This window comes from Acidithiobacillus sp. (assembly GCF_023229925.1).
Classification (GTDB): Bacteria; Pseudomonadota; Gammaproteobacteria; order Acidithiobacillales; family Acidithiobacillaceae; genus Acidithiobacillus.
Genome location: NZ_JALNYM010000003.1, coordinates 228,355 through 250,804 on the forward strand (window position 1 = coordinate 228,355; position 22,450 = coordinate 250,804).

A 22,450-nucleotide genomic window follows, 5' to 3' on the forward strand; every position below is an offset into this window, starting at 1 on the left:
AAAGGACGATACAATGGTAATGGGCCTGATCGGACGGAAAGTTGGTATGACGCGCATCGCCACAGAAGACGGACGTGTGCTGCCGGTAACCGTCATTCATGTGGCACCGAATACGGTGGCACAGGTTAAAGATATCGCCACTGACGGTTACAAGGCAGTGCAGGTGGCAACCGGTGAACGCCGTCCACAGCGGGTAACCGCTGCTTTGGCGGGACATTTTCGCAAGAGCGGAGTAGCCCCGGGGCGAATTTTAAGAGAGTTTCGTATGGCGGATGATGCTGTTTATGCCTGCGGTGCGGACATTGGCCTCGACATTTTTGCGGAAGGCCAGCGCGTGGATGTTTCTGGAGTTAGCAAAGGCAAAGGATTCGCTGGTGCCATCAAGCGCCATAATTTCCGGAGTAATCGGGCCAGCCATGGTAACTCGCGGGCGCACCGCGCACCTGGTTCCATCGGGTGTCGCCAGACGCCTGGACGAGTATTCAAGGGCAAAAAAATGGCAGGGCATTTGGGTGCCGAGCAGGTCACAACGCTCAATCTGGAGTTGGTGCGTATTGATCTGAATCGTCGTCTGCTCATGATTAAGGGTGCTGTTCCCGGTGCCCGTGACGGGGACGTGATTGTTCGTCCTGCCGTGCGTGGTTAGGAGAAAAATAATGCAAGTGCAAAGCTTGGAAGTAACCACCGGGAAAAGTAGCGATGTCGAGGTCGCTGATGGTGTATTCGCAGTGCCTTATAATGAGGCGTTGTTACATCAGGTTGTGGTGGCCCAGATGGCCGGTATGCGTTCGGCGAACGCCGTCCAGAAGAATCGGGCGGCAGTGCGTGGTGGTGGACGCAAGCCGTGGAAACAGAAGGGTACGGGGCGGGCGCGCGCTGGTAGTATTCGCAGCCCGATCTGGCGTGGGGGTGGACGAGCATTTCCTGGTGGAAACGAAAACTATACGCAAAAAGTTAACAAGAAGATGTGGGCTGGGGCGATGCGTACGGCACTAGCGGAATTATTGCGACAAGGCCGTCTGCAGATTATTCAACAGGAAGATCTAGCTGAGCCACGTAGCCGCCTGGCAAAAGACTGGTTGAGCCGTGCGGGTGGTGATAATTTCCTGCTCGTTATGGGTGAGGTGCCGCTAAATCTTTTTCTAGGTTTGCGAAACTTCCCGAGAGTGGGTATCGCCGGTTGGCAAGATATCGGGCCTGCAGATCTGCTCCAATATGGTCGAGTGTTGCTGGATACCGAGGCGGCAGCTCGGTTAGGTGAGGTGTACGGATGAACGCTGAGCGTAAGTATCTTGTTTTGCTGGCGCCTATTATCAGTGAAAAGAGTACGATGGTGCAGCAGCAGGCGAATCAGTTTGTGTTTAAGGTCGCGCGCGATTCTACTAAGTTGGAAATCAAGTCGGCGGTCGAAAAACTTTTTGAGGTTCAGGTTCTCTCTGTTCAGACTTGTAACTATACGGGTAAGGAAAAGCGGATGGGTAGCCATATTGGCCGCCGCTCGTCCTGGAAGAAGGCCTATGTACGGCTTGCCGAGGGCAGCAGCATAGATTACGGCGTCGCCTGAGGAGGAGGGATAAAACATGGCACTAGTTAAAACCAAGCCGACTTCTGCGGGACGGCGGTTCGTGGTAAAAACAGTCGACTCACGCCTCCACAAGGGAAATGCGTATCCGGCTCTTGTTGAGTCACAGTCCCATAGTGGCGGTCGCAACAATCGTGGGCGTATTACTCGGCGTCATCAGGGCGGTGGACACAAGTCTCACTATCGTCTGGTAGATTTCAAACGCAATAAAGTGGACATACCTGGTAAGGTAGAGCGCTTAGAGTACGACCCCAATCGGTCGGCTCACATTGCATTGATTTGTTATGTTGACGGCGAACGTCGCTATATTCTCGCTGCAAAGGGCATGTCCGTCGGTGATGCGGTGCTCTCCGCTGAGCAGGCGCCCATAAAACCGGGTAATTGCATGCCACTCCGCGGTATTCCTGTCGGTTCCGTGGTGCACAACATTGAGATGCGGCCAGGTAAGGGTGGGCAGATCGCTCGTTCTGCTGGTGCATCTGCTCAGCTTATGGCCCGTGACGGAGTTTATGCCCAAGTGCGCTTGCGCTCTGGCGAAGTACGGCGAATTCATGTATCCTGCCGCGCTACGATAGGTGAGGTTGGGAATGAAGAGCATGGCTCCCGCCAATTGGGTAAAGCCGGTGCGACGCGCTGGCGTGGTGTAAGGCCAACGGTTCGTGGTGTCGCGATGAACCCGGTGGACCACCCGCATGGTGGAGGAGAAGGGCGCACCTCTGGTGGTCGTCATCCGGTGTCGCCGTGGGGTCAGCCGACTAAGGGGCATCGTACCCGTAGAAACAAACGTACGAGCAATATGATTGTGCGTCGTCGTTCGCGTTAGTGGTTAAGGGGATTTCACGTGCCACGTTCGATTAAAAAAGGTCCGTTCATTGATGAACATCTGGACCGTAAAGTAAAGAGTGCTCAGGCGAGCAGCAGCCGTCGTCCGATAAAGACATGGTCGCGCCGTTCGACGATTACACCTGACTTCATTGGATTAACCATTAGCATCCATAACGGCCGCCAGCATATTCCGGTGGTTGTGAACGAAAATATGGTTGGCCACAAGCTCGGCGAATTTGCTCTGACGCGGACCTTCAAGGGTCACGTTGCCGACAAGAAAGCTAAGCGCTAAAGGGGAGTGTGATGAGATCGTCAGCAGTGCTAAAAGGTCTTCAGATGTCCCCGCAAAAAGCGCGTCTTGTCGCTGATCTGGTACGCGGACAGCCGGTGGGTAAAGCGCTGGAAATCCTGCGCTTCACCACGAAAAAGGCCGCGCTCCCGATTCGCAAGTGCCTGGAGTCTGCTATTGCTAACGCCGAGAATAACGAAGGCGCTGATGTCGACACTCTGGTTGTCGAGCAGATCATGATTGACGGTGGTGCGGTGCTCAAACGCTTTGCGGCTAGAGCGAAAGGGCGCGGCTCGCGGATACTCAAGCGCACCAGCCATATCACCGTTGTCGTCGCAGAGAGTTAACTGAGGAACATATGGGACAGAAAACCAATCCAATCGGACTGCGTCTGGGAATCATTAAGAATTGGAATTCCCGGTGGTATGGTAAAGGCGACTTCCAAGAGAAATTATTGGAGGACATCAAGGTCCGTCAGTTTATCCGTGAACGACTTGCCGGTGGCGCAGTCTCTGACATTATTATTGAGCGCCCCGCGCGCAGTGCGCGTATTACCGTGCACACCGCCCGACCCGGCATTGTTATTGGCAAAAAAGGCGAAGATATTGAACAACTTCGTCATGACGTGCAGAAGCGTATGGGGGTTCCTGTCCATATTAATGTGGAAGAAATCCGTAAGCCCGAGCTGGACGCGCAGTTGGTAGCTGAGAGTGTTGCGCAGCAACTCGTTCGCCGCATTATGTTTCGGCGCGCGATGAAACGCGCGGTCACCAACGCCATGCGTTTTGGTGCGTTAGGCATGCGTATCAACTGCGCCGGTCGTCTTGGCGGTGCAGAAATTGCCCGTACCGAATGGTATCGGGAGGGTCGCGTTCCGCTGCATACGTTGCGCGCTGATATTGACTACGGTTTCGCGGAAGCCAACACCACCTACGGCATAATCGGCGTAAAGGTGTGGATTTTTAAGGGCGAAATCCTGGAGTGGAGCACGGCGCAAACGGCCGCTGCCCGCCAGAAGTGACGGGAGTTTCCGATGCTGCAGCCTAAACGTACAAAATTTCGTAAACAACACAAAGGTCGCAATCGTGGCATTGCTACTCGTGGGAACAAAGTAAGCTTTGGCGAGTTTGGTCTTAAAGCCGTTGCTCGCGGTCGTATCACGGCCCGTCAGCTCGAAGCGGCCCGCCGCGCTATTAGCCGCCACGTAAAGCGCGGCGGCCGTATCTGGATACGTATTTTTCCGGACAAGCCGATCAGTAAAAAGCCGGCCGAGGTACGCATGGGAAAAGGTAAAGGCAATCCAGAATATTGGGTGGCATTGATTCAGCCTGGCAAAGTGCTTTATGAAATGGAAGGTGTGACTGAAGAGGTTGCCCGTGAGGCGTTCGCGCTGGGTGCAGCTAAGCTTCCTATACAGACGATATTTGTGAGTAGACGGGTGATGGGATGAAAGCTCAGGAAGTTCAACAACTTGATTTGGCGGGTTGCCAGGCGCAATTGATGCTTCTTCTTGAGGAGCAGTTCAGGTTGCGTATGCAACACGCAACTGGGCAATTAGCTAAAACGTCGCGTTTGCGCACGGTACGTCGTGATATCGCTCGCGTGCGGACAGCCATCACCGTGAAGAAGGAAGTGCACGCATGATCGAGGCGAAAAACCCACGTAGTTTGGTTGGTACGGTAGTCAGCAACCTTATGGATAAGACCATTGTGGTAAATGTTGAACGCCGTATTCAACATCCGCTCTATAAAAAATATATTCGTCGATCCAAGAAGTTTCATGCCCACGACGCGGAAAATGCCTGTCGTATCGGGGACACGGTGAAAATCGAAGAATGTCGTCCGTTGTCCAAAACTAAGAGCTGGCGTTTGGTGAAAGTGATTGCCGAGGGCATTGTGGAAGGGGATAACGCATGATACAGATGCAGACCAGGCTGAACGTTGCAGACAATAGTGGTGCCCGCGAAGTAATGTGTATTAAAGTTCTTGGCGGATCACACCGGCGTTACGCGGATATCGGCGATGTTATCAAGGTGAGTATCAAAGATGCTGTCCCGCGCGGTAAGGTAAAAAAGGGCGATGTTTACAATGCCCTCGTCGTCCGCACGCGTAAGGGTGTGCGGCGAGAAGACGGTTCTTTGATTCGCTTTGACAGTAACGCAGCGGTGCTCTTAAACAACCAGCTGCAACCTATCGGTACTCGCATTTTTGGCCCGGTAACACGCGAACTGCGCGGGGCTAACTTTATGAAGATAATTTCATTGGCGCCGGAAGTGCTGTAGGGGATGACCATGTTGAAGGTACGTAAGGATGATGAAGTCGTGATTCTTGCCGGTAAAGACAAGGGCAAACGCGGTAGAGTGCTCAAAGTGTTACGAGAAGAATCACGAGTGGTGGTCGAAAAGGTGAACATGATAAAGCGTCACGTTCGTCCTGATCGCATGGGCAAAGCTGGCGGTATCGTTGAAAAAGAGTCGCCAATTCATGTATCTAACGTGGCAATTTTTAATGCTGCGACTGGCAACGCGGATCGAATTGGTTATAAGGTACTTGAGGACGGCCAGAAGGTACGTGTTTTTAAGAGCAACGGCGAAGTTGTTGGCCGCCGTTAAGCAAGGGAAATAATATGGAAGCACGTTTGCATTCGTTGTATAAAACGTCCATTGCGCCCAAACTGATGCAGGATTTCGGCTTCAGCAGCGTTATGGAAGTTCCGAAACTGCGAAAAATCACGCTCAACATGGGTGTGGGTGAGGCAGTCGGCGATAAAAAAATTCTCGAGGCGGCTGTTGGCGATATGACCAAGATTGCAGGTCAGAAACCGGTGGTCACGCGTGCACGAAAGTCTGTAGCGGCTTTTAAAATCCGCGATGGCTATCCGATAGGATGTATGGTGACCTTGCGCGGGATCGTTATGTATGAGTTTTTGGATCGCCTGGTCAGTGTGGCGATTCCCCGTATTCGAGACTTTCGCGGTCTCTCACCGCGGTCGTTTGATGGGCGTGGAAATTATACGATGGGCGTGAAAGAGCAGATCATATTCCCTGAAATTGAATATGATAAAATCGATCGTTTGCGCGGGTTGGACGTGGTATTTACTACCACCGCCAAGAATGATGAAGAGGGCCTTGGGCTTTTGAAAGCCTTCAAGATGCCCTTCCGGTCTTGAAGGAGTTTGACGCGTGGCAAAGAAATCATTGATCGCGAAGTCTGAGAGGACTCCGAAATTTAAGGTGCGTGCGTATCACCGGTGCAAATTGTGCGGGCGTTCACGCGGTTACTATCGGAAGTTTGGCCTCTGCCGTTTGTGCTTTCGTAAGCACGCATCGGCTGGGTCGATTCCCGGTATCGTTAAAGCGAGCTGGTGAGGAAACACGATGAGCGTGACGGATCCTATTGCTGATATGCTGACGCGCATTCGTAATGCGCAACAGGTAAATAAGGCGAAAGTGCAGATGCCTGCTTCCAAGCTGAAACGCGCCATTGCGCGAGTGTTGATGGAAGAGGGTTACATCCTGGATGTGAAAGAAGATGTGTTAGACGGGCATCCCGTTCTTAACCTAACTTTGAAGTACTACGCGGGTGCCGGTGTCATTGTGGAGATTCGGCGGGTCAGTCGGCCTGGCGTTCGTGTTTACCGTGGTGCTGAAGATTTGCCACGAGTACGTGATGGCTTCGGTATTGCAATTATTTCGACTTCTCAGGGAATTATGACTGATCGCGCGGCGCGTACTGCGGGTATCGGTGGTGAAGTTCTCTGCGTTGTATCCTAAGGGGAGGACGAAAATGTCTCGTGTAGCGAAACAGCCAGTGTCTATACCCAAGGGCGTCGAAGTCCATATTGCGGAACACCGGCTGGTGGTGAAAGGTCCAAAAGGCCAGATTTCCGTTCCTTTTCACCCCGCTGTAGAATTGCAGATGGATGCCGGTGTGGCGTCACTGACCTGGGCGGAAGACAAAAACGCCCAGGCGGGAACGATGCGGGCGCTTCTGAACAATATGGTACACGGTGTTTCACACGGCTTTGAACAAAAATTGGAAATTATCGGTGTCGGTTATCGGGCCCAAGCGAAGGGTAAAACGCTCAGTTTGAGTCTTGGTTTTTCCCACCCGGTGGATTATCTGGTGCCTGACGATATCACCATCGAAACACCGACACAGACGGAAATCGTCATTCGGGGCATCGATAAGCAGAAAGTTGGTCAGATTGCTGCAGATATTCGCGCCTATCGTCCTCCGGAGCCTTACAAGGGTAAGGGTGTGCGCTACGCCGGTGAAAATGTTAGACGTAAAGAAGCGAAAAAGAAATAATGGCTGAGGCTTACTACTATGAATAAAAATTCGTCGAGGCTCCGTCGGGCCCGTAAAACCAGGGCTCGCATTGCATCGCAGGCCAAACCACGGCTCTGTGTTTTTCGTTCGGGCAAGCATATTTATGCCCAGGTGATTGATGACAGCCAGGGAAAGGTTCTTGCGCAGGCATCGAGCCTAGAGGGTGAAGTTCGCGCACAAATGCCACGCGGCGCAGATGTTGCAGCCGCCGCAACTATCGGGCAACGGGTTGCAGAGAAGGCACTGGCCGTGGGCGTTAAGGAGGTGGCATTTGACCGGAGCGGGTATCGTTACCATGGTCGGGTGAGAGCTTTGGCCGACGCAGCCCGCGACGGCGGGTTGTCGTTCTGATGGAGAGCTAAGATGGCACGGGAAAATCGCGACACGCAGCCCAACGATGGAATGCAGGAAAAACTTATTCATATCAACCGCGTTTCTAAGGTGGTTAAAGGCGGACGGCAGTTCGGCTTCGCGGCACTTATGGTGGTGGGCGATGGAGACGGTAAGGTTGGTTTCGGCCGTGGAAAGGCTAAAGAGGTCCCGGCGGGGATTCAAAAGGCGACTGACCAGGCCCGTCGTTGGATGACGAGTATACCCTTGATGAAGGGCGGTACAATACCGTACCCGGTAGAGGGGCGCCATGGTGCCGCGCGCGTCATTCTGCGGCCGGCGCCGGAAGGTAGCGGCGTCATCGCCGGCGGCGCGATGCGTGCGGTTTGTGAGGCGGTAGGGCTGCGGAACGTGGTGGCTAAATCGCTTGGGTCCAATAACCCTATCAATGTCGTCCGCGCGACTTTTGATGCATTTAATAAACTGGCTAGTCCTCAAGCTATCGCTATGAAACGTGGAAAAAGCCTGAAAGAAATCCGCGGTGAAGGGGGGCACGATGAGTAAGCATTTGCGTATTACTCTGGTAAAAAGTCTGATTGGCGTCGCTGAGAAGCATCGTCGTGTCGTGCTGGGATTAGGGCTGCGTCATACAAATCATTCGGTAGAGCGTTTGGACACCCCGGAGATTCGTGGAATGGTCAATAAAATCCCCTATCTACTTCGGTGGGAAGAGCTGTGATGAAATTAAATACGATTGCGCCCGCAGAGGGTTCGAAAAAAGACCGTCGCCGCGTTGGACGTGGTATCGGAAGCGGTTTAGGAAAAACAGCTGGTCGTGGTCACAAAGGTCAGCATGCCCGCTCCGGTGGTTACCATAAGGTGGGTTTCGAAGGTGGGCAGATGCCTTTGCAAAGGCGTATTCCCAAGCGCGGGTTTCGTAACGCATTGGGAGCGCGCGTCGTTGAGGTGACGTTGTCTCAACTGGAGTCCGCGGCAATTGACGGCGTGGTAGATATTGAAGGCTTGCTGCTTCGGCGCATCGTTCGTGGCACGCCGGATGCGATTAAGGTTATTTTGACCGGCGAAGTCACGCAGGCTTTGACTGTGCGTGGCCTGCGCGTAAGCGCTGGCGCCCGCGCAGCCATTGAAAACGCCGGCGGAAAGGTAGAAGGTTAATGGCCGGGTTACGTAGCATTGGCGGCGCCGCGCAGGGTGGCGGAAAGATCAATGAGTTACGTAACCGCATTCTTTTTCTGCTGGGCGCGCTCCTCGTTTTTCGTGTTGGAGCGCATATACCGGTGCCGGGAATCGATCCGGCCGCCATGGCGGCGTTCTTTGATCAGCAGCGGGGAACCATCCTGGGCATGTTCAACATGTTCTCAGGTGGCGCGCTTTCCCGTCTGACAGTTTTCGCTTTAGGGATCATGCCCTATATCAGCGCATCGATTATATTCCAGTTGGCAGGGTCGGTTTTCCCGAAGCTGGAAGAGTTAAAAAAAGAAGGGGAGGCGGGGCGGCGAAAAATAACGGAATATACACGTTATGGCACGGTCATACTTGCTCTGATGCAAGGCTTGGGAATCGCTATCGCGATTGAGAAAATGCACGCCGGACATCTTCCTGTGGTGATTGATCCAGGTCCACTGTTTCTGTTCACGACAACCATATCGCTCGCCTGCGGCACAGTCTTTTTGATGTGGATTGGAGAACAAATTACGGAGCGGGGGATCGGTAACGGCATTTCCATGATCATATTTGCGGGTATTGTCGCTGGCCTCCCCGAGGCTATAGGGACAACTTTTGAGCTAACCAAAACCGGGCAGTTTCAGCCGCTTTTCGTGGTAGCTCTTTTCGTCCTTGCGCTTGGCGTGACCGGATTTGTGGTATTTATGGAGAGTGCGCAGAGACGTATTCCCATCCAATACGCAAAGCGCCAAGTAGGCCGCAAGATATATGGGGGCCAAAGCACGCATATGCCGCTCAAGGTGAATATGTCAGGCGTAATTCCGCCGATCTTCGCTTCTAGCATCATCCTTTTGCCGGCAACATTATCTGGGTGGTTCGCTAATGTGCCGGGAATGGAATGGCTTGCGCGCGTTGGACAGGCCTTAAGTCCAGGTTCGGTGTTGTATGTGGTCGTATTCACCACGGCGATAGTGTTTTTTGCATTTTTCTATACCGCGATGGTGTTTAATCCTCGGGACACCGCAGATAATTTGAAGAAGTCGGGAGCCTTTGTGCCGGGTATCCGCCCTGGTGAACATACGGCGAAATACATGGATCGTATCCTTACTCGGCTCACGCTTTGGGGCGCCATATATCTGACCTTGGTTTGCCTGCTACCAGAGTTTCTCATTGTTCAGTACAACGTGCCGTTCTATTTTGGTGGTACCAGTCTGCTGATTGTCGTAGTGGTGATGATGGACTTGATGGGGCAGATTCAGAGTCACCTGTTGACGCATCAGTACGAAGGGTTGATTCGTAAAAACCCTCTAAGTGGGCGGTGATAGTGGCAAAGCATCTGATTTTTCTTGGTGCGCCTGGTGTCGGTAAGGGTACCCAAGCCCAGAGGCTTGCTCAGTTGATGGACTTGCCTCATGTGTCCACTGGTGATATGCTCCGCGCCTCGATTCAGTCCGGTAGAGAAATCGGACTACGTGCGGCGGCCGTAATGGAATCTGGCGCGCTTGTGGGTGATGAGATTATCATCGGTATAGTTGGGGAGCGGTTAAGTCTTCCAGATGCAGCGGCAGGGGTGGTCTTCGACGGATTTCCTCGGACCATTCATCAAGCACATGCGCTTGATACGTTATTGGCTGCGCATGGAGATGAAATCGGTGCGGTGCTGCATTTAGATTTAGACGACGAAGGAATTGTGGAACGTCTCTCCGGGCGCAGGGTGTGTTCGAAATGCGGGGCGATCTACCACATACGCTACCACGCACCCGCGGCTTATGGGGTCTGTGATCTCTGTGGGGGTGCGTTGTTGCAACGTGATGATGATCAACCTGCCATAATTCGTAAACGGCTGGCTGTCTATCAGGCGGAGACTGCGCCTTTGATCGCTTATTATCACGAACGACCAACCTATCGCCTGGTGAGTGGGGAGGGCGAAGCCGATGAAGTATTCTCTAGAATCGTGAAAGCGGTAGGGGCAGCAGGCTAAATGTCGAAAGAAGATACCCTGGAAATGCAGGGTGAGGTAATAGAGAATTTGCCAAGTGCGACGTTCAAGGTGCGCTTGGAAAATGGTTATGTCGTTAATGCACATATCTCCGGAAAAATGCGGATGCATTATATTCGCATTTTACCTGGGGATAAGGTTACCGTAGAGATGACGCCCTATGATTTAACCAAGGGTCGCATCATTTATCGTGCCAAATAGGGGATAGTCATGAAGGTTCGTGCGTCGGTTAAGAAGCTTTGTCGTAACTGCAAAATTGTTCGTCGTAATGGTGTGGTTCGCGTGATTTGTGTTGAGCCCCGCCATAAACAGCGCCAAGGTTAAGGCGGCAGACGAAACGGTTTGGTCTGTGGGGTCAACCCACTCAGTCTCTTGGAGGAATTGCGGATGGCCCGCATCGCTGGTGTAAATATTCCGAACAATAAACAAATAGAAATTGCCTTGACCTATATTTATGGCATTGGTAGGGCGCGTGCGCAGTATGTTTTGAGCGCTGCGGAAATCGCCTTTGATATGCGAGTCAAGGATATCAGCGAGCCTGAGCTGGAACGCATACGTTCAGAGGTTGCGAAGTTCCTGGTGGAAGGCGATTTACGCCGCGAAGTCACCATGAATATCAAACGTCTGATGGATTTGGGTTGTTATCGCGGCATACGTCATCGCCGCGGGCTTCCCGTTCACGGCCAGCGGACAAAGACCAATGCGCGTACGCGCAAGGGTCCCGCTAAGTCCATTACGCGTTAAGCAGGAAGATTCTAACAATGGCGAAAACACAAGCAAACTCCCGTGTGCGAAAGAAGGTCAAAAAAAACGTTCTTGATGGTGTCGCGCACATTTATGCGTCATTCAACAACACGATTATCACGATCAGTGATCGTCAGGGTAACGTTTTAACCTGGGCCAGCTCTGGAGGGTCGGGGTTCCGCGGTTCGCGTAAAAGTACACCTTTTGCTGCACAGGTGGCAGCGGAAAATGCGGGCAAAAAGGCGCAGGAATATGGTGTTAAGAATCTGGATGTCGAAGTGCGGGGACCGGGACCGGGTCGAGAGAGTACGGTACGTGCGCTTCATTCTATCGGCTTCCGTATTGCGAGCATTCGCGACGTGACGCCGATTCCCCATAACGGATGCCGTCCGCCTAAAAAGCGGCGTGTTTAATTTTTAGGTGGAGGTTATCTGTGGCTAAATATACCGGTCCGAGTTGTCGTTTGTGTCGGCGCGAAGGTGGAAAATTATTTCTCAAAGGCGAGAAGTGTTTTTCTGATAAATGTCCAGTGAGTATACGAGCCTACGCCCCAGGGCAGCATGGGCAGCGACGCGGACGTGTCAGTGAGTACGGCGGTCAGTTACGTGAAAAGCAAAAAATCCGTCGTATCTATGGCGTACTGGAAGGACAGTTCCGTCGCTATTTCCAGCGTGCCAGTCAGACGCGGGGCGTTACCGGCGAGTTGTTACTGCGTTTTCTGGAGTTGCGTCTTGACAATGTGGCCTATCGTTTAGGGTTCGGAGCCTCTCGCGCTGAGGCGCGGCAGGTGGTTCGCCACGGTCACATTTTGGTGAATGGACGTCGTGTGGATATCCCGTCTTATCAGGTCCGCGCCGGTGACGTGGTGAGCGTTGCGGAAGGGGCTCGGGCGCACATGCGTATTGTCTCTGCGGTAGAGGCTGTGGCTGGCCGTGGTTTTCCGGAATGGGTGAGTATGGACACTGCCGAACTCAAGGGCACTATCAAAGCGGTACCGGTGCGAGAAGATATCGCTCCGGATTTGAACGAACAGGTCGTCGTGGAGTTGTACTCTAAGTAAGACCGGGGGTTGAGGAACGCTTATGACTGAGGTAGGAGAGCTGTTGCGTCCGCAGGGCGTCGATGTGGAAGAAGTTTCAGCACACCGTGCGCGTATTGCCCTCGGACCTTTGGAGCGTGGCTTTGGTCACACCTTGGGTAGTGGGTTGCGCCGAGTGTTGTTATCGTCTCTCAAAGGTGCGGCGGTTACGGAAGTCGAGATTGAAGGGGTGTTACATGAATATTCCAGCATCGAAGGGGTGCAGGAAGATGTCGTGGATATTCTGCTCAACTTGAAAATGTTGGCAGTTCGTGCGCATGGGCGCGGAGACGCGGTGGTGACGCTGCGTAAGCGTGGCCCGGGTCAAATGACGGGTGCAGATATCGTATCTGAACACGGCATTGAGGTCGCCAATCCGGATCAAGTGATTGCCACTTTAACCCGTGACGTTGAACTGGTGCTTCATTTGCGTATTGACGAGGGCAGGGGGTATGACGCAGCAGCCACGCGTCGACAGAGTCATGAAAAGCGCATCGGCGTGATGGCCCTGGACGCGAGTTTCAGTCCTGTACTGCGCGTAAGCTATCTGGTGGAAAGTGCCCGGGTAGAGCAGCGTACTGACCTGGACCGTCTGATACTCGATGTCGAGACGAATGGCGTGGTCGACCCGATTTGGGCGGTGCAAGAGGCTTCCCGTATTTTCCGCAGTCAGCTCGGTGTGTTAGCCGGTGCGGAAGCGAAGGAAATACCCGCGGCGTTGCAGGCGCAGGCCAATGAGAGTCTTACGCCATTGTTGGTTCGCCCGGTCGATGACTTGGAGCTTACGGTACGATCGGCGAACTGTTTGAAAGCCGAGGATATTTTTTACATCGGAGATTTGGTTCAGAAGTCGGAGCAGGAGCTTCTGAAAGCACCGAACCTCGGACGCAAGTCTCTCAACGAGATAAAGGAAGTTTTAGTGGCGCATGGCCTTACGTTGGGGATGCGACTCGACAATTGGCCGCCGGAGAATTTGCCACCGGTGCCTGGGCGAACTGCCGATGCGGATTCTATCAGCAGTTAACGTTAGAAATTTTGTAGAGGGAATGGGGTTATGCGTCATCGTAAGAGTGGTAAACAGTTAAATCGTAATAGTAGTCATCGGCAGGCGATGTTTGCCAATATGATGGTATCCTTGTTTCATCATGAGCGAATTGTTACCACGTTACCCAAGGCGAAAGAGCTGCGGCGTTTTGCGGAGCCGATGATCACGCTGGCGAAGGATGCGACAGTGGCCAAGCGGCGCCTTGCGTTTTCGCGTTTGCGTGATCGCCAGGCGGTGGTCAAGTTGTTTGATGATATCGGCCCACACTATCTGGCGCGTCCAGGCGGTTATCTGCGTATTGTTAAGTACGGCTTTCGGGCTGGTGACAATGCGCCGTTGGCTATTGTTGAGCTTGTAGATCGGCAAGCAGCCACTACTGAATAGTCAGAGATGGTTCTGAAAAAAACCGGCCTGATGCGCGAGGCCGGTTTTTTATTAACTATTTTTAGGATATGCGGAGAAGCTTGGCGGTATAACGGCTCCTGACATATTGGCGTCTACTGACGTCCGGTGCTGCCAAAGCCTGCGACGCCCCGTTCGCTCGTGGTAAAACGGGTAACCACTGTAATGTTCGGGCGAATAATCGGCACCAGCACCATTTGCGCTACGCGCTCACCTGGTTCAATGACTATCTCTGTAGTGCCACGATTCCACAGGGAAATCTTCAGTGGTCCCTGATAATCCGCGTCAATGAGACCGACCAGATTACCCAGTACCAGGCCGCGATGTCCGAGACCCGAGCGCGGCAGTAACAGCGCGGTAACCTGCGGGTCGCCAATATGCATGGCAAACCCGGCGGAGACCAGGTCTGCCTGCCCGGGAGCCAGTTGCAGCGGGGCGTCCAGGCAGGCGCGCAGGTCCATGCCTGCGGCGTCGGCGCTGGCATAATGGGGGAGGGGCCATTCCTGGCCGATGCGTGGATCAAGAATGCGAATTTGCAGATTGTTCATGTAAGGTCTTCGGACTCCGTAACGGAAGGTGGAAAAAACGTGCTGAGGTGACACACCAGATGGCGCGCGAGATCCATTTTGCTGCAACGGGGGATCTGCAGTACCCGTTCGCCCTGCAAAATACTGCAGGCATTCTCGGTAGCACCCATCCCGATATCGGCAGAATTAATATCGTTGACTACGATGATGTCCGCCCCCTTGCGCTGCGCCTTGATGCTTGCGGCGGCGAGGTGGTTGTGGGTCTCGGCGGCAAAAGCGACTATATAGCGTGGTCGCCGAGGGTTCTGATGGACCATGCTGACAATATCGGGATTAATGCTGAGAGGCAAAGGGTTTGCGATATCCGTTTTGCCTAGTTTATACGCGCTGAACTGACTCGGCCTGTGGTCTGCGACGGCAGCATTGGCGATGAAGATATCCGTGGGCGTGTCCAGTGCCTGCAGGCAGGCCGCGAGCATGTCCTGTGCAGAGAGAACATCCTGGCGGCTTACTCCCGGCGGCGTTTGCTCATGGGTTGGGCCGGTAATCAGCAACACATCCGCCCCTGCTTCCGCGTAGGCCTGGGCGATGGCAAAACCTTGACGGCCACTGGCGCGATTGCTTAGACCGCGAGCGGGATCGATCGCCTCCCAGGTTGGCCCTGCGGTAATGAGGACGCGTTGCCCACGCAGGGTTTTCTTGGCCAGAGCGAGACGTAGTTCACCCACCATGCGCTCTGGTGCCAACAGTCGTCCGGTACCTTCCTCACCACAGGCGAGACTGCCGCTGTCAGGACCCAAAAAGTGGGCGCCATCCGCCCGCAACTGGGCGACATTGCGCTGCGTCGCAGGGTGTGCCCACATGGCACTGTTCATCGCGGGTGCGAGAAAGAGCGGCGCACGGTTGGCGAGAACGAGGGTACTGAGCAGGTCATCGGCCAAGCCTTGGGCGAGACGAGCCATTCCATTGGCGGAGATGGGTGCGATTAGGAGGGCGTCGGCCCAGCGTGCCAGGCGGATGTGGTCCATGGCAGCCTCTTCGGCGGCGGCAAAGAGGTCGTTACGCACGGGCTCCCCACTCACGGCTTGCAAAGTGAGCGGCGTTACAAACTGAGCAGCGCCCCGTGTCATGACCACGCGCAGCTCTACTCCTGCCTGGCGCAGGGCGCGCACGATCTCCGGGCTCTTGTAGGCGGCGATGCTGCCACCTACACCCAAAAGAATTCGTTTGCCAGCGAGGGGCTCTGTCGTGTTGAATACGTTTTCCATCATCACATTCCTAGTGTAAGGGAAGGAGGGAGCGTATGGCCATCACTGATTGGCCAACGGACGAACGTCCGCGGGAAAGACTGTTGCAAAAAGGGGCAGCGACTCTGTCGGATGCAGAGCTGCTGGCGATATTTCTGCGGGTGGGTGTGGTGGGTAAAAGTGCGGTGGATCTGGCCCGGGACTTGCTGCAGAATTTTGGTAGCCTGCGGGCATTACTTACCGCGTCTCATCAAGATTTTTGTGTGCACAAAGGGCTCGGGGATGCCAAATACGCGCTCTTGCAGGCGGTGCTGGAAATGGGTAAGCGTCATCTCGCCGAGGAATGGCAGCGAGGAGACAGCCTTGATTCGCCGCAGCGGGTGCGACAGTATCTGTCTGCCACTTTGCGCGACCGCTGCCGTGAGGTTTTTGCTGTGATCTTTTTGGATAATCGCCATCGGGTGCTGCGTTTTGAGGAGATGTTCCTGGGGACCATAGACGGCGCTACCGTGCATATTCGCGAAGTGCTGAAGCGCGCCCTGGAGTTGAATGCGGCAGCCCTCATCGTTGCGCACAATCACCCTTCCGGCGTGGCGGAACCCAGTGTGGCGGATCTTTCCCTCACCCGGCGTCTGGATCAGGCCATGCAACTGGTTGACCTGCGCTTGCTGGATCACTTTATAGTCGGCGACGGCGAACCCTTATCTCTGCGCGAACAGGGGGGCTGGTGAAAAAAAACAGTACACTCTGGCGGCGTGCCTTTTTTGCGGGGTATGGGCTGTGGGTCGCTGCCCGTGAGGAGGCCAGTTTTCGGACAGAGTTGTTGGCAGTTGTGGTGGGCGTGATTCTTCTGTACTGGACTCAGGCATCGCTCATCTGGTGGGGGGTTGGTATTTTGCTCATGGGTGCAGTGCTGGCGGCAGAGCTGCTCAACAGCGCCGTAGAATCTCTGGCTGACTTGGTAAACCCGGAATATCACCCCCTGGTAGCGCGCGCGAAGGACTATGGCGCGGCGGCGGTGCTGGTGCTGAGCATCGCTGCAGTATTGATTGCCGCGTTGTTGTTGTGGCGACGCTTTCATACAAGGTTTTGAAATTTGCGCGGACCACAACGCTGGGAGCTGTTGACTTTACTGCTGCTCGGCTTGGGGGTGGCAGCGTTGCTCTGGCTTTACGCTGGTGATTTTCTCGCGGGTGTGCTCTTGCGTCGGGGGGCGCTGTTGGATGCCCGTTGGGAGGCGGAGATTCTACAGTCCCGGGACCCTGTCTGGCAACCGTTCTGGGTCGGGGTGACCCGGCTTGGCGGCCCAGATTTTCTGCCTTGGCTGGTAGCAGTGATGGCGGTTGCCTGCTTCGCTGCATGGCGTTTTTTCGATGGCATTCTGCTGGTTTCAGGCGCCGTAGTATTCGCAGTGCTCGTTCAGTTGGTAAAAGTGACTACGGCACGTGCCCGGCCTCCGACGGCGACAGAAATGCTGTTGCCTGCGTTCCCAAGCGGGCACGTGGGCCTCAGTGTGATGGTCTATGGCCTTTTGGCTTTGTACCTCCTTGTTATGGTGCGGCATCGTGGCCTGCGTCTGGCGATGGTGACGTTGCTTGCGGTATTGGTCGCAGCCATCTCCTGGAGTCGCCTGATCCTGGGGGTAGATTGGCCTAGTGATGTGTTTGGGGCCTGGTTGCTGTCCGGATTATGGCTGGGCCTGCTCTGGGGGGGCTGGCAAACTTATCGCTACCGACATCCACGATATGTGCTGACTGGTGCTCGCAAGATTTGGAGCAGAGTGGCCTTGGGATTGCTGAGTATCGCCGGAATGGTCGTGATGGGGCATGTATTAGCATTCTGATAAAGCCACCGCGTCACATCGGTACTTACGGTTTTACCCAGGCTGCAGGTGCAGTTTATAATAAGGCAAGATGGCGGGGTGGGCCATGGGGTTATAATTGATGTGTTTGCTCTTTCTGCGTTAAGGGATTTGCTTTCGATATACGGAGGCTCTGGGGGAAAGGATGAGTGTCAGTGCGGGAGTAACCATCATTGCTATTGTCATGATTATTATTCTGTTGATCATCGCGGTGACAACGGCTGTGCTGATACGGGTCCACCTGCGCCTGGAAAGGTTGTTGGCCAGGGTTGAACAGGACGTCGGACCGCTGGTGTTTGATATCAAGGTAGCCTTGGCGGACATCAAACACATCACCCAGACTGGGCGAATACAGATGGGGCGGGTGGATTCCACTCTCAGGTATCTCAGTGAGGAGATCATGGACACGACGGATGCCCTGGTTCGGCCGGTTCATGAGCTAGGATTGTGGTACCGAGCGCTACGCACAGGATGGCGTTATTTTTCCCGGAAACATTAGCTGGAAACAGCGAGGAGACGACAATGAAGAATGCAGAAGGTTTTGTTATTGGCGTGCTGATTGGCGCGGTCAGCGCCCTGCTGCTTGCCCCGGCCAGTGGTGCAGAGACGCGCCAGGAACTGCGTCGCGCTATGGATAAGGGACGGGATCGCCTGCGCAATATGGAGTCGCTGGCCGAAGAACGTATCGGTGTGCTCATTGATGAAATCCAGGAAAAGACCGCACGCCTGATGGATGCGGGCAGTGACTTGGTCGAGTCCAAACGCCAGGATCTGCTGGAGGCTATTCAGGTAGCCAAGCGAGCATTGGCAGAGGAGCGGGATATCCTGACCCGGGCCAGCCGGGCGCGCCGTATTGAGGCACAGGAAACCGATATCTAAGAATGCTTGATATGGTCCCGTGACTTTTTATGGTGTAATCAATCATTTCATGGCGCGGCGCCGGACTGGGACGGCTATGATGGGCGGGCCGAATTTTTTAAGGAGATATACATGGCTGATAAATTGTTGATGGTTATGGTGAACACTGATCCATCCAACCCCCAGGAGTTGGGTGCGCCTTTCTTTCAGGCAACAGTGGCTGCCGCGATGGACTTTGAGGTTGAAGTTGTGTTGACCGCACGCGCTGGCGAGCTGGCCAAGAAGGGTGTTGCGGAAAAAATGTTTGTTATGCCGGGCAGCCCCAAGAGTGTTTATGACTTTATCAAGGATGCCCATGAGGCGGGTGTGAAATTCTTTGTTTGCACTCCGACCCTTGAATTGTGGGAATGCACCAAGGAAGACCTGATTCCCGAAATCCAGGACATCGTCGGTGGTGCTTATGTCATTGAGCAGGCCATGGACGACGACGTGGTTACCTTTACCTACTAACGCCATTATGACACCTACCCATTTAGGGCCCGCTGAGCATCTGTTTAGCGCGGAAGAGGTGGAGACGGCCATCCAGCGGATGGCCGTTGCCATTAATAAAGACCTAGAACATTTGTCGCCGCAGCGTCCGGTGGTGTTGCTTTGTGTGCTGACGGGTGCCGTCGTAGTGGTCGGTCAACTGATGCCTCAGCTGCATTTTCCCCTGGTACTCGACTGCGTACAAGTCGGTCGCTACGGTGCGGAAACCAGTGGTGGTACCTTGCAGTGGCGTACGCGCCCCAAAGAACCACTGGCAGGTGCTGTGGTTTTGCTGGTGGACGATATCCTTGATGAGGGCGTCACCCTGCAAGCCTTGCAGGAATACTGCAAGGCGGAGGGCGCTGCGGCCATTCATACGGCGGTGATGGTGCGGAAAGTCCGTCCTCGCGCGATTGATGTACAGGTGGACTATGTGGGGCTGGAAGTGCCGGACCGCTTTGTGTTCGGTTACGGGCTGGATGCACGCGGCCTGGGGCGGAACGCACCGGGTATTTTTGTTCTGCCGGAGGACGGCTGATGGGTGTGGTGGGCATTATCGGTGGCAGCGGTCTGACTCAGCTCAAAAATTTGCAGATTCGCAACCGTCGGGTGATCCGCACCCCCTTCGGGGAGACGTCTGGCCCCCTGACTTTTGGCCAGTTGGGTGGGCAAGAAGTCGTTTTTATCGCACGCCACGGTTATGGGCACACGATCCCTCCGCACAGGGTCAATTATCGCGCCAATATCTGGGCGCTGCACCATGTCGGTGTGACGCATGTTATTGCGGTGGCGGCGGTGGGTGGAATCACTGCTGCCATGCAGTCAGGCGTCCTCTGTCTGCCTGAACAGCTAATTGATTACACCAGTGGGCGTCCCAGCACCTTCTTTGAGGGTGGGGAAAGCATGGTGGTTCATATCGACTTTTCTCAGCCCTATTGTCAGCAGGTACGTGAGCGCCTGCTGCAGGCGGCGGGATCTGCGGATATCGTGGTTATTGACGGTGGTACCTATGCGGCTACCCAAGGACCGCGCCTGGAAACCATCGCCGAAATTCGCCGTATCGAAAGGGACGGTGGAGATGTGGTGGGGATGACCGGGGCTCCGGAAGCGGTGTTGGCACGGGAAATCGGTCTGTGCTACGCGCCCTTGTCGCTGGTGGTCAATCCGGCGGCGGGCAAGTCGGCGGAACCGATCACCATGGAAGCTATTGATGCGGTCATGCACGAGGGAATGGGGCGGGTGCGAAAAGTGTTGGAAAATGCGGTGCCTTTGCTCGCGGACAGTCGGCAGTGCAGTTGTACTACTTCCGTGGGACCAGAAGCGCTCAACCATTTGCATCACAAAAAGTAATCCAATGGCTCGTGTCGATGACATCCCCCTCTGTCGATATATCGCGGAAGCCATCAGCGCATGGTGACGAATTCCTCGGAGCTGGTGGGATGGATGGCAATGGTGTCATCAAAATCCTGTTTGGTCGCGCCCATGTGCAGGGCTACCGCAAAACCTTGAAGCATTTCGTCCACACCGTCACCGATGGCATGTAGGCCAATAATCTTTTCCTCCCTGCCCACCGTGACCAGCTTCATCGCGGCTTTTTCCGGTTCCGCCGAAAAGGCGCGGAGCATTGGGGTAAAGATTGTCTGGTAGACTTTGACCGCCTCTTCTCCGTATTGCTCCTGGGCAGCTGCCTCACTGAGCCCAATGGTCGCGATGGGGGGATGGCTGAAGATCACGGTGGGTACCAGATGGGTATCGAGATGACGCGCTGTCTGGGCGTCGAAGAGGCGGTCGGCGAGACGACGCCCGGCGGCGATGGCGACGGGCGTGAGTGCCGGGCCAGCGGTGACGTCGCCAACAGCATAGATGCCGGATGCCTGGGTATTCTGGAAAGCATCCACGGGGATAAAACCCTGCGGGGCAGCGGCGATGTTCGCGAGCTCGAGGTCAAGGTCGGCGCTGTTCGGGCGGCGGCCGATAGCCCAGATGATGGCGTCCAGCCCACCGAGGCAGTCACCGTCCTGAAAGTGCAGGCACAAGCCATCGGCGCGTTTTTCCACTTCCCGGACCTGGCGTTGGGCAAGGAGATTGATGCCTTGATGGAGCATGGCATCCATGAGATTTTCGCGCAGCATCGACTCGAAATCATTGAGGAAATGCTTGCGACGCATAACCAGAGAAACGTCGCTGCCGAGCGCGTTGAGTACCCCTGCGAGTTCTACCGCGATGTAACCCGCGCCGACCACGGCAACACAGCGCGGCGCCTTTTCGAGGGTAAAAAACCCGTCTGAGGTGATGCCCAGTTCGGCACCCGGAATGTCGGGCCAGACCGGCTGTCCGCCCGTGGCGATCAGAATATGCTCGGCTTCTAGTGTGTTGTCATCCACACGGACCTGATGCGCGCCGGAGAAACGGGCATGCCCGCGAATCAAGGTAACGCCATTACCATTCAGGCCCTGAGCATAGCGGTCATTGAGTCGCTCGATGTAGGCGTCACGCCGCTGCTTCAGGAGTTCCCAGTGGCAGCGGGGTGTTACGGCATCGAAGCCGTATTCTTCCGCCATTTTCATTTGCCCGGCAAGGTGGGCGGCATTCCAGAAGATTTTTTTGGGGACGCAGCCTGCATTCACGCAGGTGCCGCCCAATGGACCGGCGGCGACCAGCGCGGTGCTTGCCCCATAGCGGGCGGCGCGGTTGGCCATGGCGATGCCGCCGCTGCCCCCACCGATAACAATGAGATCATAGGATTGCGTCATAACGTCTCCGTTTTGCGGGGGGGTAGAGCGGGTAACCACCTGGAGTAGGTGTTAAGACTTTACTTCCCGCCGAAGTAATTCTCCAGATCGTCGGCACCGCCGATGTGTTTGCCGCCGATAAAGATTTGCGGCACAGTCGAACGTCCGCTCACCGCGCGAATCGTCCGCGAACTGACGCCGGTACCCATACCTGTTTTGATCTCTTCAAAAGCCATACCGTGCCTCTTCAAAAGTGCTTTAGCGCGGGCACAATGCGGGCAGCCTTCGCGGGTAAAGACGGTGATGAACTCGGGGTCGCGTGCCTCCGGGTTGAGGTAGTGGAGCATGGTATCCGCATCAGACACCTCGAAAGGGTCACCGGGCTTGTCGGGCTCGATGAACATTTTTTCGATGACGCCATTCTTCACCAGCATAGAGTAGCGCCAGGAACGCTTGCCGAAGCCAAGTTCGCTCTTGTCCACCAGCATGCCCATGCCTTCCGTGAATTCACCATTACCATCGGGAATCAGGTGGATGTTTTCGACAGCCAGTTCTTTGGCCCAGGCATCCATGACGAAGGCGTCATTCACTGACATGCAGAGGATGTCATCTACGCCATTTTCGCGAAAGGTCGGCGCAAGTTCGTTGTAGCGCGGCAGATGGCTGGAGGAACAAGTTGGGGTATAGGCGCCGGGCAGGGAGAACACGATCACGGTCTTGCCCTTGAAAAGTTCGTCGGTGCTGACATCGCGCCACTGATTATCATCGCGGGTGCGGAATACGACCTGGGGAACGCTTTGGCCTTCTATGCTGGTCAGTTTCATCTCAGTCTCCTGTTTATGCTACAGTTGCGGCACCATTGCCGATGTGCATTCGATCGCCTTGTG

Annotated in this window: 41 protein-coding genes; 37 read left to right on the forward strand and 4 right to left on the reverse strand. The window is 54.9% G+C overall.

Annotated elements, in window-relative coordinates; genetic code table 11:
- Nucleotides 1-13 precede the first annotated feature (13 nt).
- The 29 genes from rplC to rplQ all read left to right on the forward strand — a co-directional run bounded on the left by rplC (nt 14) and on the right by rplQ (nt 13,792).
- Complete coding sequence (rplC, locus tag M0P56_RS11195) at nt 14-646, forward strand: 50S ribosomal protein L3 (RefSeq protein WP_291510106.1); 633 nt, start codon at nt 14-16, stop codon at nt 644-646.
- 10 nt (nt 647-656) lie between these two features.
- Nucleotides 657-1,274 carry a 50S ribosomal protein L4 gene (gene rplD / locus M0P56_RS11200; protein WP_291510107.1) on the forward strand — a complete coding sequence of 206 codons (618 nt, stop codon included), beginning with the start codon at nt 657-659 and terminating at the stop codon, nt 1,272-1,274.
- On the forward strand, nt 1,271-1,564 hold the full coding sequence (gene rplW, locus M0P56_RS11205; protein WP_291510108.1) for a 50S ribosomal protein L23: 294 nt from the start codon (nt 1,271-1,273) through the stop codon (nt 1,562-1,564). Before rplD ends, rplW begins: the two co-directional genes overlap by 4 nt.
- 16 nt (nt 1,565-1,580) lie before the next feature.
- Nucleotides 1,581-2,405 (forward strand): 50S ribosomal protein L2, encoded by an 825-nt coding sequence (gene rplB / locus M0P56_RS11210; RefSeq protein ID WP_291510109.1) that lies wholly within the window; start codon nt 1,581-1,583, stop codon nt 2,403-2,405.
- Between the two features lie 18 nt (nt 2,406-2,423).
- Nucleotides 2,424-2,699: a 30S ribosomal protein S19 gene (rpsS, locus tag M0P56_RS11215; protein ID WP_291510110.1), complete on the forward strand. Its 276-nt coding sequence runs from the start codon at nt 2,424-2,426 to the stop codon at nt 2,697-2,699.
- A gap of 11 nt (nt 2,700-2,710) precedes the next feature.
- Nucleotides 2,711-3,043 carry a 50S ribosomal protein L22 gene (rplV, locus tag M0P56_RS11220; protein WP_291510111.1) on the forward strand — a complete coding sequence of 111 codons (333 nt, stop codon included), beginning with the start codon at nt 2,711-2,713 and terminating at the stop codon, nt 3,041-3,043.
- Nucleotides 3,044-3,054: 11 nt separating this feature from the next.
- Nucleotides 3,055-3,717 carry a 30S ribosomal protein S3 gene (gene rpsC / locus M0P56_RS11225; RefSeq protein WP_291510112.1) on the forward strand — a complete coding sequence of 221 codons (663 nt, stop codon included), beginning with the start codon at nt 3,055-3,057 and terminating at the stop codon, nt 3,715-3,717.
- A 12-nt stretch (nt 3,718-3,729) separates the two neighbouring features.
- Nucleotides 3,730-4,146: a 50S ribosomal protein L16 gene (gene rplP, locus M0P56_RS11230; protein ID WP_291510113.1), complete on the forward strand. Its 417-nt coding sequence runs from the start codon at nt 3,730-3,732 to the stop codon at nt 4,144-4,146.
- A complete protein-coding gene (rpmC, locus tag M0P56_RS11235) occupies nt 4,143-4,340 on the forward strand; it encodes a 50S ribosomal protein L29 (RefSeq protein WP_291510114.1) in 198 nt (65 codons plus the stop codon). Before rplP ends, rpmC begins: the two co-directional genes overlap by 4 nt.
- Nucleotides 4,337-4,612 (forward strand): 30S ribosomal protein S17, encoded by a 276-nt coding sequence (gene rpsQ, locus M0P56_RS11240; protein WP_291510115.1) that lies wholly within the window; start codon nt 4,337-4,339, stop codon nt 4,610-4,612. The genes rpmC and rpsQ overlap by 4 nt, the downstream gene beginning before the upstream one ends.
- Nucleotides 4,609-4,977 carry a 50S ribosomal protein L14 gene (gene rplN, locus M0P56_RS11245; protein WP_291510116.1) on the forward strand — a complete coding sequence of 123 codons (369 nt, stop codon included), beginning with the start codon at nt 4,609-4,611 and terminating at the stop codon, nt 4,975-4,977. The genes rpsQ and rplN overlap by 4 nt, the downstream gene beginning before the upstream one ends.
- Before the next feature lie 9 nt (nt 4,978-4,986).
- Nucleotides 4,987-5,307, forward strand: a complete 321-nt coding sequence (gene rplX / locus M0P56_RS11250) for a 50S ribosomal protein L24 (protein WP_291510117.1) — start codon at nt 4,987-4,989, stop codon at nt 5,305-5,307.
- Between the two features lie 14 nt (nt 5,308-5,321).
- A complete protein-coding gene (gene rplE / locus M0P56_RS11255; RefSeq protein WP_291510118.1) occupies nt 5,322-5,864 on the forward strand; it encodes a 50S ribosomal protein L5 in 543 nt (180 codons plus the stop codon).
- A 13-nt stretch (nt 5,865-5,877) separates the two neighbouring features.
- Nucleotides 5,878-6,063, forward strand: a complete 186-nt coding sequence (locus tag M0P56_RS11260) for a type Z 30S ribosomal protein S14 (protein ID WP_012536091.1) — start codon at nt 5,878-5,880, stop codon at nt 6,061-6,063.
- Between the two features lie 9 nt (nt 6,064-6,072).
- Nucleotides 6,073-6,468, forward strand: a complete 396-nt coding sequence (gene rpsH, locus M0P56_RS11265) for a 30S ribosomal protein S8 (protein WP_291510119.1) — start codon at nt 6,073-6,075, stop codon at nt 6,466-6,468.
- A gap of 13 nt (nt 6,469-6,481) precedes the next feature.
- Nucleotides 6,482-7,006, forward strand: coding sequence for a 50S ribosomal protein L6 (rplF, locus tag M0P56_RS11270; protein WP_291510120.1), 525 nt, complete (start codon nt 6,482-6,484; stop codon nt 7,004-7,006).
- Nucleotides 7,007-7,024: 18 nt separating this feature from the next.
- Nucleotides 7,025-7,378 (forward strand): 50S ribosomal protein L18, encoded by a 354-nt coding sequence (rplR, locus tag M0P56_RS11275; protein WP_291510121.1) that lies wholly within the window; start codon nt 7,025-7,027, stop codon nt 7,376-7,378.
- Between the two features lie 12 nt (nt 7,379-7,390).
- Nucleotides 7,391-7,921, forward strand: coding sequence for a 30S ribosomal protein S5 (gene rpsE, locus M0P56_RS11280; protein ID WP_291510122.1), 531 nt, complete (start codon nt 7,391-7,393; stop codon nt 7,919-7,921).
- Entirely contained in the window at nt 7,914-8,096 is a 183-nt protein-coding gene (gene rpmD, locus M0P56_RS11285; RefSeq protein ID WP_291510123.1) for a 50S ribosomal protein L30, read from the forward strand. The genes rpsE and rpmD overlap by 8 nt, the downstream gene beginning before the upstream one ends.
- Nucleotides 8,096-8,533 (forward strand): 50S ribosomal protein L15, encoded by a 438-nt coding sequence (gene rplO, locus M0P56_RS11290; protein WP_291510124.1) that lies wholly within the window; start codon nt 8,096-8,098, stop codon nt 8,531-8,533. Before rpmD ends, rplO begins: the two co-directional genes overlap by 1 nt.
- Nucleotides 8,533-9,864, forward strand: a complete 1,332-nt coding sequence (gene secY / locus M0P56_RS11295) for a preprotein translocase subunit SecY (RefSeq protein WP_291510125.1) — start codon at nt 8,533-8,535, stop codon at nt 9,862-9,864. Before rplO ends, secY begins: the two co-directional genes overlap by 1 nt.
- Nucleotides 9,865-9,866: 2 nt before the next feature.
- Nucleotides 9,867-10,523, forward strand: a complete 657-nt coding sequence (locus M0P56_RS11300; protein ID WP_291510126.1) for an adenylate kinase — start codon at nt 9,867-9,869, stop codon at nt 10,521-10,523.
- The gene (infA, locus tag M0P56_RS11305; RefSeq protein WP_010639668.1) at nt 10,524-10,742 is read left to right on the forward strand and encodes a translation initiation factor IF-1; all 219 of its coding nucleotides are present in this window, start codon (nt 10,524-10,526) and stop codon (nt 10,740-10,742) included.
- 9 nt (nt 10,743-10,751) lie between these two features.
- On the forward strand, nt 10,752-10,865 hold the full coding sequence (gene rpmJ / locus M0P56_RS11310; RefSeq protein WP_009568281.1) for a 50S ribosomal protein L36: 114 nt from the start codon (nt 10,752-10,754) through the stop codon (nt 10,863-10,865).
- Nucleotides 10,866-10,928: 63 nt separating this feature from the next.
- Nucleotides 10,929-11,285, forward strand: coding sequence for a 30S ribosomal protein S13 (rpsM, locus tag M0P56_RS11315; protein ID WP_291510127.1), 357 nt, complete (start codon nt 10,929-10,931; stop codon nt 11,283-11,285).
- 17 nt (nt 11,286-11,302) lie between these two features.
- Nucleotides 11,303-11,698, forward strand: a complete 396-nt coding sequence (gene rpsK, locus M0P56_RS11320; RefSeq protein ID WP_291510128.1) for a 30S ribosomal protein S11 — start codon at nt 11,303-11,305, stop codon at nt 11,696-11,698.
- A gap of 20 nt (nt 11,699-11,718) precedes the next feature.
- Complete coding sequence (gene rpsD, locus M0P56_RS11325; protein ID WP_291510129.1) at nt 11,719-12,345, forward strand: 30S ribosomal protein S4; 627 nt, start codon at nt 11,719-11,721, stop codon at nt 12,343-12,345.
- 22 nt (nt 12,346-12,367) lie between these two features.
- Nucleotides 12,368-13,387 (forward strand): DNA-directed RNA polymerase subunit alpha, encoded by a 1,020-nt coding sequence (rpoA, locus tag M0P56_RS11330; RefSeq protein WP_291510130.1) that lies wholly within the window; start codon nt 12,368-12,370, stop codon nt 13,385-13,387.
- Nucleotides 13,388-13,417: 30 nt separating this feature from the next.
- The gene (gene rplQ / locus M0P56_RS11335; RefSeq protein WP_291510131.1) at nt 13,418-13,792 is read left to right on the forward strand and encodes a 50S ribosomal protein L17; all 375 of its coding nucleotides are present in this window, start codon (nt 13,418-13,420) and stop codon (nt 13,790-13,792) included.
- 113 nt (nt 13,793-13,905) lie between these two features.
- On the opposite strand, the gene dut is transcribed toward rplQ, so the two are convergent.
- The gene (dut, locus tag M0P56_RS11340) at nt 13,906-14,358 is read right to left on the reverse strand and encodes a dUTP diphosphatase (protein ID WP_291510132.1); all 453 of its coding nucleotides are present in this window, start codon (nt 14,356-14,358) and stop codon (nt 13,906-13,908) included.
- Nucleotides 14,355-15,608 (reverse strand): bifunctional phosphopantothenoylcysteine decarboxylase/phosphopantothenate--cysteine ligase CoaBC, encoded by a 1,254-nt coding sequence (coaBC, locus tag M0P56_RS11345; protein WP_291510133.1) that lies wholly within the window; start codon nt 15,606-15,608, stop codon nt 14,355-14,357. The genes dut and coaBC overlap by 4 nt, the downstream gene beginning before the upstream one ends.
- Before the next feature lie 32 nt (nt 15,609-15,640).
- Between coaBC and radC the strand changes: the two genes are divergently transcribed.
- From radC to M0P56_RS11385, 8 genes are all read left to right on the forward strand, one after another.
- Nucleotides 15,641-16,315: a DNA repair protein RadC gene (gene radC / locus M0P56_RS11350; RefSeq protein ID WP_291510134.1), complete on the forward strand. Its 675-nt coding sequence runs from the start codon at nt 15,641-15,643 to the stop codon at nt 16,313-16,315.
- The gene (locus tag M0P56_RS11355) at nt 16,312-16,677 is read left to right on the forward strand and encodes a diacylglycerol kinase (RefSeq protein WP_291510135.1); all 366 of its coding nucleotides are present in this window, start codon (nt 16,312-16,314) and stop codon (nt 16,675-16,677) included. Before radC ends, M0P56_RS11355 begins: the two co-directional genes overlap by 4 nt.
- Nucleotides 16,678-16,680: 3 nt before the next feature.
- Nucleotides 16,681-17,427 (forward strand): phosphatase PAP2 family protein, encoded by a 747-nt coding sequence (locus M0P56_RS11360; protein WP_291510136.1) that lies wholly within the window; start codon nt 16,681-16,683, stop codon nt 17,425-17,427.
- 163 nt (nt 17,428-17,590) lie between these two features.
- Nucleotides 17,591-17,944, forward strand: coding sequence for a hypothetical protein (locus M0P56_RS11365; RefSeq protein ID WP_291510137.1), 354 nt, complete (start codon nt 17,591-17,593; stop codon nt 17,942-17,944).
- Nucleotides 17,945-17,967: 23 nt separating this feature from the next.
- Nucleotides 17,968-18,324 (forward strand): YtxH domain-containing protein, encoded by a 357-nt coding sequence (locus M0P56_RS11370; RefSeq protein WP_291510138.1) that lies wholly within the window; start codon nt 17,968-17,970, stop codon nt 18,322-18,324.
- A gap of 111 nt (nt 18,325-18,435) precedes the next feature.
- The gene (locus M0P56_RS11375) at nt 18,436-18,813 is read left to right on the forward strand and encodes a DsrE/DsrF/DrsH-like family protein (RefSeq protein ID WP_012536107.1); all 378 of its coding nucleotides are present in this window, start codon (nt 18,436-18,438) and stop codon (nt 18,811-18,813) included.
- Between the two features lie 7 nt (nt 18,814-18,820).
- Nucleotides 18,821-19,369 carry a hypoxanthine-guanine phosphoribosyltransferase gene (locus M0P56_RS11380; RefSeq protein ID WP_291510139.1) on the forward strand — a complete coding sequence of 183 codons (549 nt, stop codon included), beginning with the start codon at nt 18,821-18,823 and terminating at the stop codon, nt 19,367-19,369.
- Complete coding sequence (locus tag M0P56_RS11385; protein ID WP_291510140.1) at nt 19,369-20,181, forward strand: S-methyl-5'-thioinosine phosphorylase; 813 nt, start codon at nt 19,369-19,371, stop codon at nt 20,179-20,181. The genes M0P56_RS11380 and M0P56_RS11385 overlap by 1 nt, the downstream gene beginning before the upstream one ends.
- A gap of 53 nt (nt 20,182-20,234) precedes the next feature.
- Here the strand turns inward: M0P56_RS11385 and gorA are convergent, their stop codons facing one another.
- A complete protein-coding gene (gene gorA, locus M0P56_RS11390) occupies nt 20,235-21,584 on the reverse strand; it encodes a glutathione-disulfide reductase (protein WP_291510141.1) in 1,350 nt (449 codons plus the stop codon).
- A gap of 59 nt (nt 21,585-21,643) precedes the next feature.
- On the reverse strand, nt 21,644-22,387 hold the full coding sequence (locus M0P56_RS11395) for a glutathione peroxidase (protein ID WP_291510142.1): 744 nt from the start codon (nt 22,385-22,387) through the stop codon (nt 21,644-21,646).
- Nucleotides 22,388-22,450 lie beyond the last annotated feature (63 nt).